We start from the raw sequence: 23,462 nt of genomic DNA, 5'->3' as shown, positions 1-23,462 counted from the left end.
GACCTTCATGAGTGTGAGTAACTGATTGATAGAGGTTTTTTGTGATTAGACATCTAATCATCATGGCGCGATGCCACTACTGAAAATTGCTAAGTTGCAGTAAGTGATTTTGTGTATCAAAATGTAAACATCCGTTCTTTTCGAACATGCCATTGTCCTCTTCGCAGCATGATGCAGCACCTTTCCCCAGCAGGAGTATGCCCCCATGGTCCAGGTCATCCGCACAGAAGGCACAGTACTTGTTGTTTCCTCCACCAACGAGGCGCAGCGTGTCGTCAATGGAATGACGCTTGAACCGACAGCCACTCTGGTCGCACCGCAGGGCGCGATCGTGGTGCTGGAAGACGGCACCCAGCTTGTGGTGCCGCAGGGGGCACCGATCGGCGTTGAGGTCTTGTTGGCCGAGTCGCGTGGGGAAGCGCCTGTTGACCCGACAGTGGAAGCGTTGCGCGAAGCGATCGCTCGTGGCGAAGACCCGACCGCGATTCAGGAAGCTCCCGCAGCGGGTGAGAGTGGCGGTGCGCCAGGCAGCAGTCGTAGTGGTTTCCTGGATGCCTCTGGGGTGGGGCGCGAAGGGCGTGTCGAACGGACCTCCTATGAATATGAGGGCGGCTTTACCGACCCGGAATTCAATGATGAGGACGAAGATGGTCTGGGGCTGGATCTTGATCCGACACTGCCGACAGAGGTCGTGCTGTCCTTGTCGGTCGACGCGCCGGCTCTGACCTCCGACACCACGCCGACCATCGTCGGCACTACCGATGCCGAAGACGGCAGCACCGTCACCCTGGTCATCACCGACAGCGACGGCAACGAACAGACCGTCACCGCCACCGTCGAGAACGGCACCTATACGGTTGACGCCGAGACGCCGCTGAGCGAAGGCGAGTACAGCGTTGAGGCCTCGGTCACCGATCCGGCCGGCAATACCGCGACCAGCAACGACGTGGGTGAGATCGACGCAAGCGCCCCGGCGCTGACCGTCGATGCTCCGGCACTGACCTCCGACACCACGCCGACCATCGTCGGCACTACCGATGCCGAAGACGGCAGCACCGTCACCCTGGTCATCACTGACAGCGATGGCAATGAACAGACCGTCACCACCACCGTCGAGAACGGCACCTACGTGGTTGACGCCGAGACACCGCTGAGCGAAGGCGAGTACAGCGTTGAGGCCTCGGTCACCGATCCGGCCGGCAACACCGCGACCAGCAACGACGTGGGCGAGATCGACGCAAGCGCGCCGGCGCTGACCGTCGATGCTCCGGCACTGACCTCCGACACCACGCCGACCATCGTCGGCACTACCGATGCCGAAGACGGCAGCACCGTCACCCTGGTCATCACTGACAGCGACGGCAACGAACAGACCGTCACCGCCACCGTCGAGAACGGCACCTATACGGTTGACGCCGAGACGCCGCTGAGCGAAGGCGAGTACAGCGTTGAGGCCTCGGTCACCGATCCGGCCGGCAATACCGCGACCAGCAACGACGTGGGTGAGATCGACGCAAGCGCCCCGGCGCTGACCGTCGATGCTCCGGCACTGACCTCCGACACCACGCCGACCATCGTCGGCACTACCGATGCCGAAGACGGCAGCACCGTCACCCTGGTCATCACTGACAGCGACGGCAACGAACAGACCGTCACCGCCACCGTCGAGAACGGCACCTATACGGTTGACGCCGAGACGCCGCTGAGCGAAGGCGAATACAGCGTCGAGGCCTCGGTCAGCGATCCGGCCGGCAACACCGCGACCAGCAATGACGTGGGCGCCCTGATTGGCGGCGATTCTGGAGAGGTAACGGAGGATGGCGTTACCGAAGCTTCCGGCGCGCTTGTCGATGTCGAAAGTACTGATGTTGTCGCTAGCACGCAAAGCGATGATTACGGCACTTTTAGCGTCAACGAGGCTGGCGAGTGGACCTACATCCTCAATAACGAAGCCGCTGTCGTTCAGGGGTTGAATGAAGGTGACACTGTCAGCCAGGCGTTCGTGGTCGAGCTCAGTGATGGTTCGACCACCACGGTCGACATCCTGATCACCGGTATGCCCGATGGCGTGCCGACCATCAGCGGCACGGACGACAACAGCGTCACCGAAGCCACCGGCGACACCATCACCGGCAGCTTCACGGTCGCCGCCACTGCCGGGATTGCCACGGTCACCATTGCTGGCGTCGATGCGGATACGTCGGTCGACATCACGGGTGCGACCGAGGCCGATCCGGTGGTCATCGAGGGGAGCGAAGGCACCCTGAGCGTGACCGGTTACAACGCCGGGACCGGTGAGGTTACCTACTCTTACGTCGAGGATGGCGAGACCGAGGATCACTCGGGCGGCGACATCACTGACAGCTTCGCGGTCGTGGTCACCGACATCACCGGGCAGAGCACCACGGACAGTCTCGACATCGCGATCGTCGACACCGTCCCGACGGCCAACGAGGACACCGGCACCATCGCCGAAGACACCTCTGATGCCCTGACCGGCAATGTCATCAGCGGCGAGGGCGACAGCACGGATGCCGATGCGGCCGCCGATGCCCTGGGCAGCGACACGCCGACCCTGGTCACCGGTGTCGTGAAAGGCACTCTGGAAGACGGTGACGCGCTTGCGGCAAACGTCAGCGGCACGACCGGCACCGAGATCATCGGCGACTACGGCACGCTGACCCTCAACAGTGACGGCAGCTACAGCTACGTGCTGGACAACAGCAATGCAGACGTCCAGTCGCTGAACGATGACAGCGACCCGCTGGCCGACATCTTCACCTACGGCATCACCGATGCCGATGGCGATGCCTCGCGCACCACGCTGACCATCACCGTCACGGGCTCGACCGATGGCGTGCCGACCATCAGCGGCATCAGCGGCACGGACGACAACAGCGTCACCGAAGCCACCGGCGACACCGTCACCGGCAGCTTCACGGTCGCCGCCACTGCCGGGATTGCCACGGTCACCATTGCTGGCGTCGATGCGGATACGTCGGTCGACATCACGGGTGCGACCGAGGCCGATCCGGTGGTCATCGAGGGGAGCGAAGGCACCCTGAGCGTGACCGGTTACAACGCCGGGACCGGTGAGGTTACCTACTCTTACGTCGAGGATGGCGAGACCGAGGATCACTCGGGCGGCGACATCACTGACAGCTTCGCGGTCGTGGTCACCGACATCACCGGGCAGAGCACCACCGACAGTCTCGACATCGCGATCGTCGACACCGTCCCGACGGCCAACGAGGACACCGGCACCATCGCCGAAGACACCTCTGATGCCCTGACCGGCAATGTCATCAGCGGCGAGGGCGACAGCACGGATGCCGATGCGGCCGCCGATGCCCTGGGCAGCGACACGCCGACCCTGGTCACCGGTGTCGTGAAAGGCACTCTGGAAGACGGTGACGCGCTTGCGGCAAACGTCAGCGGCACGACCGGCACCGAGATCATCGGCGACTACGGCACGCTGACCCTCAACAGTGACGGCAGCTACAGCTACGTGCTGGACAACAGCAATGCAGACGTCCAGTCGCTGAACGATGACAGCGACCCGCTGGCCGACATCTTCACCTACGGCATCACCGATGCCGATGGCGATGCCTCGCGCACCACGCTGACCATCACCGTCACGGGCTCGACCGATGGCGTGCCGACCATCAGCGGCATCAGCGGCACGGACGACAACAGCGTCACCGAAGCCACCGGCGACACCGTCACCGGCAGCTTCACGGTCGCCGCCACTGCCGGGATTGCCACGGTCACCATTGCTGGCGTCGATGCGGATACGTCGGTCGACATCACGGGTGCGACCGAGGCCGATCCGGTGGTCATCGAGGGGAGCGAAGGCACCCTGAGCGTGACCGGTTACAACGCCGGGACCGGTGAGGTTACCTACTCTTACGTCGAGGATGGCGAGACCGAGGATCACTCGGGCGGCGACATCACTGACAGCTTCGCGGTCGTGGTCACCGACATCACCGGGCAGAGCACCACCGACAGTCTCGACATCGCGATCGTCGACACCGTCCCGACGGCCAACGAGGACACCGGCACCATCGCCGAAGACACCTCTGATGCCCTGACCGGCAATGTCATCAGCGGCGAGGGCGACAGCACGGATGCCGATGCGGCCGCCGATGCCCTGGGCAGCGACACGCCGACCCTGGTCACCGGTGTCGTGAAAGGCACTCTGGAAGACGGTGACGCGCTTGCGGCAAACGTCAGCGGCACGACCGGCACCGAGATCATCGGCGACTACGGCACGCTGACCCTCAACAGTGACGGCAGCTACAGCTACGTGCTGGACAACAGCAATGCAGACGTCCAGTCGCTGAACGATGACAGCGACCCGCTGGCCGACATCTTCACCTACGGCATCACCGATGCCGATGGCGATGCCTCGCGCACCACGCTGACCATCACCGTCACGGGCTCGACCGATGGCGTGCCGACCATCAGCGGCATCAGCGGCACGGACGACAACAGCGTCACCGAAGCCACCGGCGACACCGTCACCGGCAGCTTCACGGTCGCCGCCACTGCCGGGATTGCCACGGTCACCATTGCTGGCGTCGATGCGGATACGTCGGTCGACATCACGGGTGCGACCGAGGCCGATCCGGTGGTCATCGAGGGGAGCGAAGGCACCCTGAGCGTGACCGGTTACAACGCCGGGACCGGTGAGGTTACCTACTCTTACGTCGAGGATGGCGAGACCGAGGATCACTCGGGCGGCGACATCACTGACAGCTTCGCGGTCGTGGTCACCGACATCACCGGGCAGAGCACCACCGACAGTCTCGACATCGCGATCGTCGACACCGTCCCGACGGCCAACGAGGACACCGGCACCATCGCCGAAGACACCTCTGATGCCCTGACCGGCAATGTCATCAGCGGCGAGGGCGACAGCACGGATGCCGATGCGGCCGCCGATGCCCTGGGCAGCGACACGCCGACCCTGGTCACCGGTGTCGTGAAAGGCACTCTGGAAGACGGTGACGCGCTTGCGGCAAACGTCAGCGGCACGACCGGCACCGAGATCATCGGCGACTACGGCACGCTGACCCTCAACAGTGACGGCAGCTACAGCTACGTGCTGGACAACAGCAATGCAGACGTCCAGTCGCTGAACGATGACAGCGACCCGCTGGCCGACATCTTCACCTACGGCATCACCGATGCCGATGGCGATGCCTCGCGCACCACGCTGACCATCACCGTCACGGGCTCGACCGATGGCGTGCCGACCATCAGCGGCATCAGCGGCACGGACGACAACAGCGTCACCGAAGCCACCGGCGACACCGTCACCGGCAGCTTCACGGTCGCCGCCACTGCCGGGATTGCCACGGTCACCATTGCTGGCGTCGATGCGGATACGTCGGTCGACATCACGGGTGCGACCGAGGCCGATCCGGTGGTCATCGAGGGGAGCGAAGGCACCCTGAGCGTGACCGGTTACAACGCCGGGACCGGTGAGGTTACCTACTCTTACGTCGAGGATGGCGAGACCGAGGATCACTCGGGCGGCGACATCACTGACAGCTTCGCGGTCGTGGTCACCGACATCACCGGGCAGAGCACCACCGACAGTCTCGACATCGCGATCGTCGACACCGTCCCGACGGCCAACGAGGACACCGGCACCATCGCCGAAGACACCTCTGATGCCCTGACCGGCAATGTCATCAGCGGCGAGGGCGACAGCACGGATGCCGATGCGGCCGCCGATGCCCTGGGCAGCGACACGCCGACCCTGGTCACCGGTGTCGTGAAAGGCACTCTGGAGGACGGTGACGCGCTTGCGGCAAACGTCAGCGGCACGACCGGCACCGAGATCATCGGCGACTACGGCACGCTGACCCTCAACAGTGACGGCAGCTACAGCTACGTGCTGGACAACAGCAATGCAGACGTCCAGTCGCTGAACGATGACAGCGACCCGCTGGCCGACATCTTCACCTACGGCATCACCGATGCCGATGGCGATGCCTCGCGCACCACGCTGACCATCACCGTCACGGGCTCGACCGATGGCGTGCCGACCATCAGCGGCATCAGCGGCACGGACGACAACAGCGTTACCGAAGCCACCGGCGACACCGTCACCGGCAGCTTCACGGTCGCCGCCACTGCCGGGATTGCCACGGTCACCATTGCTGGCGTCGATGCGGATACGTCGGTCGACATCACGGGTGCGACCGAGGCCGATCCGGTGGTCATCGAGGGGAGCGAAGGCACCCTGAGCGTGACCGGTTACAACGCCGGGACCGGTGAGGTTACCTACTCTTACGTCGAGGATGGCGAGACCGAGGATCACTCGGGCGGCGACATCACTGACAGCTTCGCGGTCGTGGTCACCGACATCACCGGGCAGAGCACCACCGACAGTCTCGACATCGCGATCGTCGACACCGTCCCGACGGCCAACGAGGACACCGGCACCATCGCCGAAGACACCTCTGATGCCCTGACCGGCAATGTCATCAGCGGCGAGGGCGACAGCACGGATGCCGATGCGGCCGCCGATGCCCTGGGCAGCGACACGCCGACCCTGGTCACCGGTGTCGTGAAAGGCACTCTGGAGGACGGTGACGCGCTTGCGGCAAACGTCAGCGGCACGACCGGCACCGAGATCATCGGCGACTACGGCACGCTGACCCTCAACAGTGACGGCAGCTACAGCTACGTGCTGGACAACAGCAATGCAGACGTCCAGTCGCTGAACGATGACAGCGACCCGCTGGCCGACATCTTCACCTACGGCATCACCGATGCCGATGGCGATGCCTCGCGCACCACGCTGACCATCACCGTCACGGGCTCGACCGATGGCGTGCCGACCATCAGCGGCATCAGCGGCACGGACGACAACAGCGTTACCGAAGCCACCGGCGACACCGTCACCGGCAGCTTCACGGTCGCCGCCACTGCCGGGATTGCCACGGTCACCATTGCTGGCGTCGATGCGGATACGTCGGTCGACATCACGGGTGCGACCGAGGCCGATCCGGTGGTCATCGAGGGGAGCGAAGGCACCCTGAGCGTGACCGGTTACAACGCCGGGACCGGTGAGGTTACCTACTCTTACGTCGAGGATGGCGAGACCGAGGATCACTCGGGCGGCGACATCACTGACAGCTTCGCGGTCGTGGTCACCGACATCACCGGGCAGAGCACCACCGACAGTCTCGACATCGCGATCGTCGACACCGTCCCGACGGCCAACGAGGACACCGGCACCATCGCCGAAGACACCTCTGATGCCCTGACCGGCAATGTCATCAGCGGCGAGGGCGACAGCACGGATGCCGATGCGGCCGCCGATGCCCTGGGCAGCGACACGCCGACCCTGGTCACCGGTGTCGTGAAAGGCACTCTGGAAGACGGTGACGCGCTTGCGGCAAACGTCAGCGGCACGACCGGCACCGAGATCATCGGCGACTACGGCACGCTGACCCTCAACAGTGACGGCAGCTACAGCTACGTGCTGGACAACAGCAATGCAGACGTCCAGTCGCTGAACGATGACAGCGACCCGCTGGCCGACATCTTCACCTACGGCATCACCGATGCCGATGGCGATGCCTCGCGCACCACGCTGACCATCACCGTCACGGGCTCGACCGATGGCGTGCCGACCATCAGCGGCATCAGCGGCACGGACGACAACAGCGTTACCGAAGCCACCGGCGACACCGTCACCGGCAGCTTCACGGTCGCCGCCACTGCCGGGATTGCCACGGTCACCATTGCTGGCGTCGATGCGGATACGTCGGTCGACATCACGGGTGCGACCGAGGCCGATCCGGTGGTCATCGAGGGGAGCGAAGGCACCCTGAGCGTGACCGGTTACAACGCCGGGACCGGTGAGGTTACCTACTCTTACGTCGAGGATGGCGAGACCGAGGATCACTCGGGCGGCGACATCACTGACAGCTTCGCGGTCGTGGTCACCGACATCACCGGGCAGAGCACCACCGACAGTCTCGACATCGCGATCGTCGACACCGTCCCGACGGCCAACGAGGACACCGGCACCATCGCCGAAGACACCTCTGATGCCCTGACCGGCAATGTCATCAGCGGCGAGGGCGACAGCACGGATGCCGATGCGGCCGCCGATGCCCTGGGCAGCGACACGCCGACCCTGGTCACCGGTGTCGTGAAAGGCACTCTGGAAGACGGTGACGCGCTTGCGGCAAACGTCAGCGGCACGACCGGCACCGAGATCATCGGCGACTACGGCACGCTGACCCTCAACAGTGACGGCAGCTACAGCTACGTGCTGGACAACAGCAATGCAGACGTCCAGTCGCTGAACGATGACAGCGACCCGCTGGCCGACATCTTCACCTACGGCATCACCGATGCCGATGGCGATGCCTCGCGCACCACGCTGACCATCACCGTCACGGGCTCGACCGATGGCGTGCCGACCATCAGCGGCATCAGCGGCACGGACGACAACAGCGTCACCGAAGCCACCGGCGACACCGTCACCGGCAGCTTCACGGTCGCCGCCACTGCCGGGATTGCCACGGTCACCATTGCTGGCGTCGATGCGGATACGTCGGTCGACATCACGGGTGCGACCGAGGCCGATCCGGTGGTCATCGAGGGGAGCGAAGGCACCCTGAGCGTGACCGGTTACAACGCCGGGACCGGTGAGGTTACCTACTCTTACGTCGAGGATGGCGAGACCGAGGATCACTCGGGCGGCGACATCACCGACAGCTTCGCGGTCGTGGTCACCGACATCACCGGGCAGAGCAGCACCGACAGTCTCGACATCGCGATCGTCGACACCGTCCCGACGGCCAACGAGGACACCGGCACCATCGCCGAAGACACCTCTGATGCCCTGACCGGCAATGTCATCAGCGGCGAGGGCGACAGCACGGATGCCGATGCGGCCGCCGATGCCCTGGGCAGCGACACGCCGACCCTGGTCACCGGTGTCGTGAAAGGCACTCTGGAGGACGGTGACGCGCTTGCGGCAAACGTCAGCGGCACGACCGGCACCGAGATCATCGGCGACTACGGCACGCTGACCCTCAACAGTGACGGCAGCTACAGCTACGTGCTGGACAACAGCAATGCAGACGTCCAGTCGCTGAACGATGACAGCGACCCGCTGGCCGACATCTTCACCTACGGCATCACCGATGCCGATGGCGATGCCTCGCGCACCACGCTGACCATCACCGTCACGGGCTCGACCGATGGCGTGCCGACCATCAGCGGCATCAGCGGCACGGACGACAACAGCGTCACCGAAGCCACCGGCGACACCGTCACCGGCAGCTTCACGGTCGCCGCCACTGCCGGGATTGCCACGGTCACCATTGCTGGCGTCGATGCGGATACGTCGGTCGACATCACGGGTGCGACCGAGGCCGATCCGGTGGTCATCGAGGGGAGCGAAGGCACCCTGAGCGTGACCGGTTACAACGCCGGGACCGGTGAGGTTACCTACTCTTACGTCGAGGATGGCGAGACCGAGGATCACTCGGGCGGCGACATCACCGACAGCTTCGCGGTCGTGGTCACCGACATCACCGGGCAGAGCACCACCGACAGTCTCGACATCGCGATCGTCGACACCGTCCCGACGGCCAACGAGGACACCGGCACCATCGCCGAAGACACCTCTGATGCCCTGACCGGCAATGTCATCAGCGGCGAGGGCGACAGCACGGATGCCGATGCGGCCGCCGATGCCCTGGGCAGCGACACGCCGACCCTGGTCACCGGTGTCGTGAAAGGCACTCTGGAGGACGGTGACGCGCTTGCGGCAAACGTCAGCGGCACGACCGGCACCGAGATCATCGGCGACTACGGCACGCTGACCCTCAACAGTGACGGCAGCTACAGCTACGTGCTGGACAACAGCAATGCAGACGTCCAGTCGCTGAACGATGACAGCGACCCGCTGGCCGACATCTTCACCTACGGCATCACCGATGCCGATGGCGATGCCTCGCGCACCACGCTGACCATCACCGTCACGGGCTCGACCGATGGCGTGCCGACCATCAGCGGCATCAGCGGCACGGACGACAACAGCGTCACCGAAGCCACCGGCGACACCGTCACCGGCAGCTTCACGGTCGCCGCCACTGCCGGGATTGCCACGGTCACCATTGCTGGCGTCGATGCGGATACGTCGGTCGACATCACGGGTGCGACCGAGGCCGATCCGGTGGTCATCGAGGGGAGCGAAGGCACCCTGAGCGTGACCGGTTACAACGCCGGGACCGGTGAGGTTACCTACTCTTACGTCGAGGATGGCGAGACCGAGGATCACTCGGGCGGCGACATCACTGACAGCTTCGCGGTCGTGGTCACCGACATCACCGGGCAGAGCACCACCGACAGTCTCGACATCGCGATCGTCGACACCGTCCCGACGGCCAACGAGGACACCGGCACCATCGCCGAAGACACCTCTGATGCCCTGACCGGCAATGTCATCAGCGGCGAGGGCGACAGCACGGATGCCGATGCGGCCGCCGATGCCCTGGGCAGCGACACGCCGACCCTGGTCACCGGTGTCGTGAAAGGCACTCTGGAGGACGGTGACGCGCTTGCGGCAAACGTCAGCGGCACGACCGGCACCGAGATCATCGGCGACTACGGCACGCTGACCCTCAACAGTGACGGCAGCTACAGCTACGTGCTGGACAACAGCAATGCAGACGTCCAGTCGCTGAACGATGACAGCGACCCGCTGGCCGACATCTTCACCTACGGCATCACCGATGCCGATGGCGATGCCTCGCGCACCACGCTGACCATCACCGTCACGGGCTCGACCGATGGCGTGCCGACCATCAGCGGCATCAGCGGCACGGACGACAACAGCGTTACCGAAGCCACCGGCGACACCGTCACCGGCAGCTTCACGGTCGCCGCCACTGCCGGGATTGCCACGGTCACCATTGCTGGCGTCGATGCGGATACGTCGGTCGACATCACGGGTGCGACCGAGGCCGATCCGGTGGTCATCGAGGGGAGCGAAGGCACCCTGAGCGTGACCGGTTACAACGCCGGGACCGGTGAGGTTACCTACTCTTACGTCGAGGATGGCGAGACCGAGGATCACTCGGGCGGCGACATCACTGACAGCTTCGCGGTCGTGGTCACCGACATCACCGGGCAGAGCACCACCGACAGTCTCGACATCGCGATCGTCGACACCGTCCCGACGGCCAACGAGGACACCGGCACCATCGCCGAAGACACCTCTGATGCCCTGACCGGCAATGTCATCAGCGGCGAGGGCGACAGCACGGATGCCGATGCGGCCGCCGATGCCCTGGGCAGCGACACGCCGACCCTGGTCACCGGTGTCGTGAAAGGCACTCTGGAAGACGGTGACGCGCTTGCGGCAAACGTCAGCGGCACGACCGGCACCGAGATCATCGGCGACTACGGCACGCTGACCCTCAACAGTGACGGCAGCTACAGCTACGTGCTGGACAACAGCAATGCAGACGTCCAGTCGCTGAACGATGACAGCGACCCGCTGGCCGACATCTTCACCTACGGCATCACCGATGCCGATGGCGATGCCTCGCGCACCACGCTGACCATCACCGTCACGGGCTCGACCGATGGCGTGCCGACCATCAGCGGCATCAGCGGCACGGACGACAACAGCGTCACCGAAGCCACCGGCGACACCATCACCGGCAGCTTCACGGTCGCCGCCACTGCCGGGATTGCCACGGTCACCATTGCTGGCGTCGATGCGGATACGTCGGTCGACATCACGGGTGCGACCGAGGCCGATCCGGTGGTCATCGAGGGGAGCGAAGGCACCCTGAGCGTGACCGGTTACAACGCCGGGACCGGTGAGGTTACCTACTCTTACGTCGAGGATGGCGAGACCGAGGATCACTCGGGCGGCGACATCACTGACAGCTTCGCGGTCGTGGTCACCGACATCACCGGGCAGAGCACCACCGACAGTCTCGACATCGCGATCGTCGACACCGTCCCGACGGCCAACGAGGACACCGGCACCATCGCCGAAGACACCTCTGATGCCCTGACCGGCAATGTCATCAGCGGCGAGGGCGACAGCACGGATGCCGATGCGGCCGCCGATGCCCTGGGCAGCGACACGCCGACCCTGGTCACCGGTGTCGTGAAAGGCACTCTGGAAGACGGTGACGCGCTTGCGGCAAACGTCAGCGGCACGACCGGCACCGAGATCATCGGCGACTACGGCACGCTGACCCTCAACAGTGACGGCAGCTACAGCTACGTGCTGGACAACAGCAATGCAGACGTCCAGTCGCTGAACGATGACAGCGACCCGCTGGCCGACATCTTCACCTACGGCATCACCGATGCCGATGGCGATGCCTCGCGCACCACGCTGACCATCACCGTCACGGGCTCGACCGATGGCGTGCCGACCATCAGCGGCATCAGCGGCACGGACGACAACAGCGTTACCGAAGCCACCGGCGACACCGTCACCGGCAGCTTCACGGTCGCCGCCACTGCCGGGATTGCCACGGTCACCATTGCTGGCGTCGATGCGGATACGTCGGTCGACATCACGGGTGCGACCGAGGCCGATCCGGTGGTCATCGAGGGGAGCGAAGGCACCCTGAGCGTGACCGGTTACAACGCCGGGACCGGTGAGGTTACCTACTCTTACGTCGAGGATGGCGAGACCGAGGATCACTCGGGCGGCGACATCACTGACAGCTTCGCGGTCGTGGTCACCGACATCACCGGGCAGAGCACCACCGACAGTCTCGACATCGCGATCGTCGACACCGTCCCGACGGCCAACGAGGACACCGGCACCATCGCCGAAGACACCTCTGATGCCCTGACCGGCAATGTCATCAGCGGCGAGGGCGACAGCACGGATGCCGATGCGGCCGCCGATGCCCTGGGCAGCGACACGCCGACCCTGGTCACCGGTGTCGTGAAAGGCACTCTGGAAGACGGTGACGCGCTTGCGGCAAACGTCAGCGGCACGACCGGCACCGAGATCATCGGCGACTACGGCACGCTGACCCTCAACAGTGACGGCAGCTACAGCTACGTGCTGGACAACAGCAATGCAGACGTCCAGTCGCTGAACGATGACAGCGACCCGCTGGCCGACATCTTCACCTACGGCATCACCGATGCCGATGGCGATGCCTCGCGCACCACGCTGACCATCACCGTCACGGGCTCGACCGATGGCGTGCCGACCATCAGCGGCATCAGCGGCACGGACGACAACAGCGTCACCGAAGCCACCGGCGACACCATCACCGGCAGCTTCACGGTCGCCGCCACTGCCGGGATTGCCACGGTCACCATTGCTGGCGTCGATGCGGATACGTCGGTCGACATCACGGGTGCGACCGAGGCCGATCCGGTGGTCATCGAGGGGAGCGAAGGCACCCTGAGCGTGACCGGTTACAACGCCGGGACCGGTGAGGTTACCTACTCTTACGTCGAGGATGGCGAGACCGAGGATCACTCGGGCGGCGACATCACTGACAGCTTCGCGGTCGTGGTCACCGACATCACCGGGCAGAGCAGCACCGACAGTCTCGACATCGCGATCGTCGACACCGTCCCGACGGCCAACGAGGACACCGGCACCATCGCCGAAGACACCTCTGATGCCCTGACCGGCAATGTCATCAGCGGCGAGGGCGACAGCACGGATGCCGATGCGGCCGCCGATGCCCTGGGCAGCGACACGCCGACCCTGGTCACCGGTGTCGTGAAAGGCACTCTGGAAGACGGTGACGCGCTTGCGGCAAACGTCAGCGGCACGACCGGCACCGAGATCATCGGCGACTACGGCACGCTGACCCTCAACAGTGACGGCAGCTACAGCTACGTGCTGGACAACAGCAATGCAGACGTCCAGTCGCTGAACGATGACAGCGACCCGCTGGCCGACATCTTCACCTACGGCATCACCGATGCCGATGGCGATGCCTCGCGCACCACGCTGACCATCACCGTCACGGGCTCGACCGATGGCGTGCCGACCATCAGCGGCATCAGCGGCACGGACGACAACAGCGTTACCGAAGCCACCGGCGACACCGTCACCGGCAGCTTCACGGTCGCCGCCACTGCCGGGATTGCCACGGTCACCATTGCTGGCGTCGATGCGGATACGTCGGTCGACATCACGGGTGCGACCGAGGCCGATCCGGTGGTCATCGAGGGGAGCGAAGGCACCCTGAGCGTGACCGGTTACAACGCCGGGACCGGTGAGGTTACCTACTCTTACGTCGAGGATGGCGAGACCGAGGATCACTCGGGCGGCGACATCACCGACAGCTTCGCGGTCGTGGTCACCGACATCACCGGGCAGAGCAGCACCGACAGTCTCGACATCGCGATCGTCGACACCGTCCCGACGGCCAACGAGGACACCGGCACCATCGCCGAAGACACCTCTGATGCCCTGACCGGCAATGTCATCAGCGGCGAGGGCGACAGCACGGATGCCGATGCGGCCGCCGATGCCCTGGGCAGCGACACGCCGACCCTGGTCACCGGTGTCGTGAAAGGCACTCTGGAGGACGGTGACGCGCTTGCGGCAAACGTCAGCGGCACGACCGGCACCGAGATCATCGGCGACTACGGCACGCTGACCCTCAACAGTGACGGCAGCTACAGCTACGTGCTGGACAACAGCAATGCAGACGTCCAGTCGCTGAACGATGACAGCGACCCGCTGGCCGACATCTTCACCTACGGCATCACCGATGCCGATGGCGATGCCTCGCGCACCACGCTGACCATCACCGTCACGGGCTCGACCGATGGCGTGCCGACCATCAGCGGCATCAGCGGCACGGACGACAACAGCGTTACCGAAGCCACCGGCGACACCGTCACCGGCAGCTTCACGGTCGCCGCCACTGCCGGGATTGCCACGGTCACCATTGCTGGCGTCGATGCGGATACGTCGGTCGACATCACGGGTGCGACCGAGGCCGATCCGGTGGTCATCGAGGGGAGCGAAGGCACCCTGAGCGTGACCGGTTACAACGCCGGGACCGGTGAGGTTACCTACTCTTACGTCGAGGATGGCGAGACCGAGGATCACTCGGGCGGCGACATCACCGACAGCTTCGCGGTCGTGGTCACCGACATCACCGGGCAGAGCAGCACCGACAGTCTCGACATCGCGATCGTCGACACCGTCCCGACGGCCAACGAGGACACCGGCACCATCGCCGAAGACACCTCTGATGCCCTGACCGGCAATGTCATCAGCGGCGAGGGCGACAGCACGGATGCCGATGCGGCCGCCGATGCCCTGGGCAGCGACACGCCGACCCTGGTCACCGGTGTCGTGAAAGGCACTCTGGAGGACGGTGACGCGCTTGCGGCAAACGTCAGCGGCACGACCGGCACCGAGATCATCGGCGACTACGGCACGCTGACCCTCAACAGTGACGGCAGCTATACCTACGTGCTGGACAACAGCAATGCAGACGTCCAGTCGCTGAACGATGACAGCGACCCGCTGGCCGACATCTTCACCTACGGCATCACCGATGCCGATGGCGATGCCTCGCGCACCACGCTGACCATCACCGTCACGGGCTCGACCGATGGCGTGCCGACCATCAGCGGCATCAGCGGCACGGACGACAACAGCGTCACCGAAGCCACCGGCGACACCGTCACCGGCAGCTTCACGGTCGCCGCCACTGCCGGGATTGCCACGGTCACCATTGCTGGCGTCGATGCGGATACGTCGGTCGACATCACGGGTGCGACCGAGGCCGATCCGGTGGTCATCGAGGGGAGCGAAGGCACCCTGAGCGTGACCGGTTACAACGCCGGGACCGGTGAGGTTACCTACTCTTACGTCGAGGATGGCGAGACCGAGGATCACTCGGGCGGCGACATCACCGACAGCTTCGCGGTCGTGGTCACCGACATCACCGGGCAGAGCAGCACCGACAGTCTCGACATCGCGATCGTCGACACCGTCCCGACGGCCAACGAGGACACCGGCACCATCGCCGAAGACACCTCTGATGCCCTGACCGGCAATGTCATCAGCGGCGAGGGCGACAGCACGGATGCCGATGCGGCCGCCGATGCCCTGGGCAGCGACACGCCGACCCTGGTCACCGGTGTCGTGAAAGGCACTCTGGAGGACGGTGACGCGCTTGCGGCAAACGTCAGCGGCACGACCGGCACCGAGATCATCGGCGACTACGGCACGCTGACCCTCAACAGTGACGGCAGCTATACCTACGTGCTGGACAACAGCAATGCAGACGTCCAGTCGCTGAACGATGACAGCGACCCGCTGGCCGACATCTTCACCTACGGCATCACCGATGCCGATGGCGATGCCTCGCGCACCACGCTGACCATCACCGTCACGGGCTCGACCGATGGCGTGCCGACCATCAGCGGCATCAGCGGCACGGACGACAACAGCGTCACCGAAGCCACCGGCGACACCATCACCGGCAGCTTCACGGTCGCCGCCACTGCCGGGATTGCCACGGTCACCATTGCTGGCGTCGATGCGGATACGTCGGTCGACATCACGGGTGCGACCGAGGCCGATCCGGTGGTCATCGAGGGGAGCGAAGGCACCCTGAGCGTGACCGGTTACAACGCCGGGACCGGTGAGGTTACCTACTCTTACGTCGAGGATGGCGAGACCGAGGATCACTCGGGCGGCGACATCACTGACAGCTTCGCGGTCGTGGTCACCGACATCACCGGGCAGAGCACCACCGACAGTCTCGACATCGCGATCGTCGACACCGTCCCGACGGCCAACGAGGACACCGGCACCATCGCCGAAGACACCTCTGATGCCCTGACCGGCAATGTCATCAGCGGCGAGGGCGACAGCACGGATGCCGATGCGGCCGCCGATGCCCTGGGCAGCGACACGCCGACCCTGGTCACCGGTGTCGTGAAAGGCACTCTGGAAGACGGTGACGCGCTTGCGGCAAACGTCAGCGGCACGACCGGCACCGAGATCATCGGCGACTACGGCACGCTGACCCTCAACAGTGACGGCAGCTACAGCTACGTGCTGGACAACAGCAATGCAGACGTCCAGTCGCTGAACGATGACAGCGACCCGCTGGCCGACATCTTCACCTACGGCATCACCGATGCCGATGGCGATGCCTCGCGCACCACGCTGACCATCACCGTCACGGGCTCGACCGATGGCGTGCCGACCATCAGCGGCATCAGCGGCACGGACGACAACAGCGTCACCGAAGCCACCGGCGACACCGTCACCGGCAGCTTCACGGTCGCCGCCACTGCCGGGATTGCCACGGTCACCATTGCTGGCGTCGATGCGGATACGTCGGTCGACATCACGGGTGCGACCGAGGCCGATCCGGTGGTCATCGAGGGGAGCGAAGGCACCCTGAGCGTGACCGGTTACAACGCCGGGACCGGTGAGGTTACCTACTCTTACGTCGAGGATGGCGAGACCGAGGATCACTCGGGCGGCGACATCACTGACAGCTTCGCGGTCGTGGTCACCGACATCACCGGGCAGAGCAGCACCGACAGTCTCGACATCGCGATCGTCGACACCGTCCCGACGGCCAACGAGGACACCGGCACCATCGCCGAAGACACCTCTGATGCCCTGACCGGCAATGTCATCAGCGGCGAGGGCGACAGCACGGATGCCGATGCGGCCGCCGATGCCCTGGGCAGCGACACGCCGACCCTGGTCACCGGTGTCGTGAAAGGCACTCTGGAGGACGGTGACGCGCTTGCGGCAAACGTCAGCGGCACGACCGGCACCGAGATCATCGGCGACTACGGCACGCTGACCCTCAACAGTGACGGCAGCTATACCTACGTGCTGGACAACAGCAATGCAGACGTCCAGTCGCTGAACGATGACAGCGACCCGCTGGCCGACATCTTCACCTACGGCATCACCGATGCCGATGGCGATGCCTCGCGCACCACGCTGACCATCACCGTCACGGGCTCGACCGATGGCGTGCCGACCATCAGCGGCATCAGCGGCACGGACGACAACAGCGTCACCGAAGCCACCGGCGACACCATCACCGGCAGCTTCACGGTCGCCGCCACTGCCGGGATTGCCACGGTCACCATTGCTGGCGTCGATGCGGATACGTCGGTCGACATCACGGGTGCGACCGAGGCCGATCCGGTGGTCATCGAGGGGAGCGAAGGCACCCTGAGCGTGACCGGTTACAACGCCGGGACCGGTGAGGTTACCTACTCTTACGTCGAGGATGGCGAGACCGAGGATCACTCGGGCGGCGACATCACTGACAGCTTCGCGGTCGTGGTCACCGACATCACCGGGCAGAGCACCACCGACAGTCTCGACATCGCGATCGTCGACACCGTCCCGACGGCCAACGAGGACACCGGCACCATCGCCGAAGACACCTCTGATGCCCTGACCGGCAATGTCATCAGCGGCGAGGGCGACAGCACGGATGCCGATGCGGCCGCCGATGCCCTGGGCAGCGACACGCCGACCCTGGTCACCGGTGTCGTGAAAGGCACTCTGGAGGACGGTGACGCGCTTGCGGCAAACGTCAGCGGCACGACCGGCACCGAGATCATCGGCGACTACGGCACGCTGACCCTCAACAGTGACGGCAGCTACAGCTACGTGCTGGACAACAGCAATGCAGACGTCCAGTCGCTGAACGATGACAGCGACCCGCTGGCCGACATCTTCACCTACGGCATCACCGATGCCGATGGCGATGCCTCGCGCACCACGCTGACCATCACCGTCACGGGCTCGACCGATGGCGTGCCGGTCATCACGCTGGCTGACAAGGAAGTGACCGAGGCCACGGGGGAGACGGTCACTGACACCTTCCAGGTGGAAGCGGATGCCGGCATCGCCAGCGTCACCATCAATGGCACGGATATCACTACGGCGTCAGTGGATAACCCCATCGTGATTCCGGGCGCGACTGATGACGAAGGCACGCTGACCATCACGGGCTACGATTACGGCACCGTGTCCTACACCTATGTGGAGGATGGTACGGCTGCGGATCACTCGGCTGGTGACGATAGCGTGTTCGACAACTACGCCGTGGTCGTCACTGACCTGGCTGGGCAGAGCACCAGTGACAGTCTTGATGTCAAGATTCTGGATACCGCGCCTGTCGCCAATGACGATACCTACACCATTCGCGAAGATGATACGTCTCCGGATGGTGAACCGGTGATCAACACCAATGTCATTTCGAGTGTTGTCGGCGGCGGACAGGATGAGCTGGGCGCTGATGGCGTGACCATCACGCATCTCGATGGCACTTCACTGGTAGACAATGAGGGCAGCGTTACCGTCGATGGCAGCTATGGTAGCTTGACCCTCAATACCGATGGCACCTTCAGCTATGACCTGGATGATGTACGTGCCCAGGCGTTGGGAGCGGGTGATCTGGTCAAGGAGGAGTTCGAGTACACCATCCTCGATGCGGATGGGGATTCGGATACCGCTGTCATCACCATCAATGTCCAGGGCTTGAACGACAAGCCAGTGGCCTATGACGATGGCCCGATTCTGGTCGAGGAAGATACTCCGGTCAGCGGCAACGTCCTGAGCAATGACGTCGACGCCGATGGTGATGAGTTGAGCGTCGTCAGCTTCACTGTTGACGGCGATACATACGACCCGGGCGAGACAGCGGATCTTGGCGAAGTCGGCACACTGCTTATCAATGCCGATGGTACCTTCACCTTCACGCCCGGCGAGAATTACAACGGTCCGGTACCTGACACCACCTATATGATCACGGATGGCACCGAAGTTGATGAAGCCATTCTCAGCTTCCAGGATGTCACGGCGGTCGATGATCCGGTTGTCATCAGTGCAGATGATGGGGCAGTGGCCGAAGATGGTGTGACACAAGCTTCAGGTACGCTGACCGCAACCGATGTCGATAGTGACGCCCCGACGTTCACGCCGGCCACTGACGACAGCAGTCTCTACGGTACCTTCGCTGTCGATGCCGACGGTAGCTGGACCTATACGCTGGATAACGACACTGCCGCTGTGCAGGGGCTGACATCTGCCGACACGATCAATGAGCAGTACATCGTGCAGCTCAGCGATGGTTCCACCACGACAGTGGATATCGTGATCACCGGTACTGATGATGCTGTGCCAGTCATCAGTTCACTGGAAGATCAGTCGGTCACCGAAGCGACAGGAGGTACTGTCACCGATACCTTCATCGTGAAAGCTGCGGCAGGTATTGCGGCAGTGACAATCGCTGGTGTGGATATCACGGACGCCAACACCGCACCGGTAGTGATCTCCAAGCCAGATGGCGAAGGAACGCTGACCGTTACTGGCTATGATGCCGACACCGGGGTGGTCTCCTACAGCTATGTGGAAGATGGCACTGCGGCTGATCATGCCGGTGGCGATGACAGTGTCATTGACGACTTCGCTGTCGTGGTGACGGATCTTGCCGGTCAGAGCACCACATCCAGTCTGGATGTCACCGTTCTGGACACCGCGCCGATCGCCAACGCTGATACCCGCAGCATGAACGAGAATCGTAGTGCTGCCGTTACCGGCAACGTGGTGGACGGCTCATTTGCGACGGCGGACACCCTGGGGGCCGATGCGGTCACCGTCACCGCCGTCACTTCTGGATCAGAAACCGTCACGGTGAGCGATGGCGCGGCGGCCGTGATAACGGGTGAGCACGGCGAGCTGACCCTGGCGGCGGATGGCTCCTACAGCTACCAGTCAGCACGCGACGACCTGCAGTACCTAGCGGTCGGTGAGTCGGTCACGGACGTCTATACCTACGTGATCACGGATGCTGACGGTGATACCTCCAGCACCACTCTGACGATCACCATCAATGGTCGCAACGACGGCCCGGCGATCAGTGTCAGCAGTGGCGACAGTACCGCCGCCAGCCTGACGGAGACGGATTCACCGCTGAGTGCCAGCGGGACTCTGTCGGTGGATGACGTGGATCTCAGCAACAGCGTGACGCCGAGCGTCACCGGCGTCTCCAGTGCTGGAGACACCGGTACGCTGGACAACGATGATCTGCTTGCGCTGCTGGGCGTGGATACCGGCGCCATCATCGATGATGAGAGCACTGAAGGGACGCTCAACTGGTCCTTCGACAGCAGTGCTGCCGGGGAAAGCTTCGACTACCTGTCTGCAGGCGAGTCACTGGTCCTGACCTACACCGTCACTGTCACGGATACGGCAGGAGCGACAGCTACCCAGGATGTCACCATTACCATCCAGGGGACGAACGATGCCCCGGTGGTGACGGCGACTGAAGGCCGTGTCAGTGAAGAAGGGCTCGAAGGCGGTATCGCCGACAGTGATGCGGCTGATGGCTTCACGGATACCACCGATGCCACCACAGTCACCGGTACGGTTTCCGTCAAGGACGTCGATAGTGACAGCGTGTCGCTGGTATTGACGGCTCCTGCCACGGCCATCACCTCCGGTGGCAGTGCGGTGGCCTGGTCCGGCAGCGGTACCCAGTCAATGGTGGCAACCGATGTTGATGGCAATGAAGTCGCGACGGTGACCATCGATGATAGCGGTGCCTATACCTTCACTCTGAGTCAGGCGGTCGATCACTCGGGTGATGGGGAAGATGTCCTGTCTCTGGACTTCGGTGTGCTCGCAACGGATAGCGAAGGCGCAAGCTCCACCGGCACGCTGACCATCGACATCGAGGATGATGCCCCCGAGCAACAGGAAGCGCAGAGCTTCTCGTCCACCCTGGTGGATACCAATCTCACTATCGTGCTGGATGTGTCCGGCTCCATGGGGGAGGACGATGGCATAAATGGTGAGACTCGCCTTCAGAGCGCTATCGACTCGATCAAGACCTTGATCGGGGCATACGACGATTTCGGTGATGTTCGTATCAATCTCGTGACGTTCTCGACAGTGGCTACAGCGCAAGATGCTTGGCTGAGTGTCGATGAAGTCGTGGAGATCCTGGACGATCTTGTGGCGGCTGGTGTCACTAACTATGACTCCGCTTTGGCTGCAGCTATGGAAAACTATTCACAAGATGGGGCATTGGAAAATGCGCAAAGCATTTCCTACTTCTTCTCTGATGGTAGCCCCAACTATGGCGATGGCGACTCCAACCAGCTCGATGTTCTCGTCGGAAACACCGTCTACTACAGCGATAGAGGAATTTCTCCGCAAGAAGAGGAAATCTGGACTGACTTCCTGGTTGAAAATGGTATCAAGTCTTACGCAATAGGTTTGGGTGACGGTGTCACCGAGTCCAATCTTGATCCGATCGCCTATGATGGCTCTGCAGTTGAGAACCTCGACAGCACAGTCGTGACCAGCTTCGAGGATCTGGACGATACGCTTGCTGCCACGGTCCAATCACCTGTCAGCGGTCAGCTGGTATCAGGCAGTTCCGTGGACGGCAGTCTGTTGGGAGCGGATGGCGGTTATCTGCAGTCGGTCACTGTGGATGGCACGACCTACAGTTATGACCCGGATACCAATGCTGTTTCTGCCACCGGCACCGACAACAGCAGCTACGATGCAGGCAGCCTGGAGTTGACCATCTCGACGGAACTGGGTGGCAGCATGCTGTTCAATCTGGGGACCGGTGATTTTTCCTATACGCCGCCGGACAATGTCAGTGAGCGTTCCACGGACAGCTTCGATTACGTCACAGTCGACAATGATGGGGATACCAACGCCTCAAGTGTCAGCATCGATGTCGACAAGCTGTCGGTCCTGATCGGGACCTCTGGTAACGAAACTCTAACAGGCGATGGCGATGGCCCGTTCTATGCGGACTATCTGATTGGCCAAGGCGGCGATGACACCTTGAGTGGAGGTGTAGGCAGTGATCGTCTGGAAGGCGGCAGTGGCAACGATACGCTGAGAGGCGGCACCGGCAACGATATCCTCTCTGGTGGTGAGGGTGATGACCTTCTGGTCGGAGGTACCGGCAATGACATCCTGACCGGCGGCGATGGTGCTGACACCTTCCAGTGGCTGAGTGGTGATGACATCAATAGCGAAGGCGGCATGGCGACGGATACCATCACCGACTTCAGTGTCGCGGATGGCGATGTCATCGATCTGTCTGATCTGCTGGAGGCTGATGAGGATGCCGATACGCTCTCGAGCTTCCTGCACTTCGAGTCAGACGGAGAAGGGGGCACCAATATCGAGATCAGTGTCGATGGATCCAACGGCAGCAATATCACGCAAGAGATCAATCTGCAGGATGTCGACCTGACATCAGGTGGCGACACGGACACGCAGATCATTCAATCTCTGCTCGACAGCAACAGTCTCAAGACGAACGTTGATGGCTGAATCGATGTGATAGGGGAGGTGGCTTAGGCTGTCTCCCCTTGCTGTATTAGACTTTGCCGTAGAGACATCTGCGAAGTGCCCTACTAAGGAGGAC

General features: G+C 63.4%; 1 protein-coding gene. It reads left to right on the top strand.

Annotated elements, in window-relative coordinates:
• Positions 1-205: 205 nt before the first annotated feature.
• Complete coding sequence (locus AC5WNJ_RS13545) at positions 206-23,368, top strand: cadherin-like domain-containing protein (protein ID WP_495929946.1); 23,163 nt, start codon at positions 206-208, stop codon at positions 23,366-23,368.
• Positions 23,369-23,462 lie beyond the last annotated feature (94 nt).

This window comes from Cobetia sp. PDI-23MA (assembly GCF_059507735.1).
Note: the sequence above shows the minus strand (reverse complement) of the source record. Positions and strands in the feature narration are given on the sequence as shown.

Bases quoted from the DNA above. Each gene is read 5' to 3' on its own strand.
- AC5WNJ_RS13545 (WP_495929946.1), top strand. From the start codon at position 206: ATGGTCCAGGTCATCCGCACAGAAGGCACAGTACTTGTTGTTTCCTCC.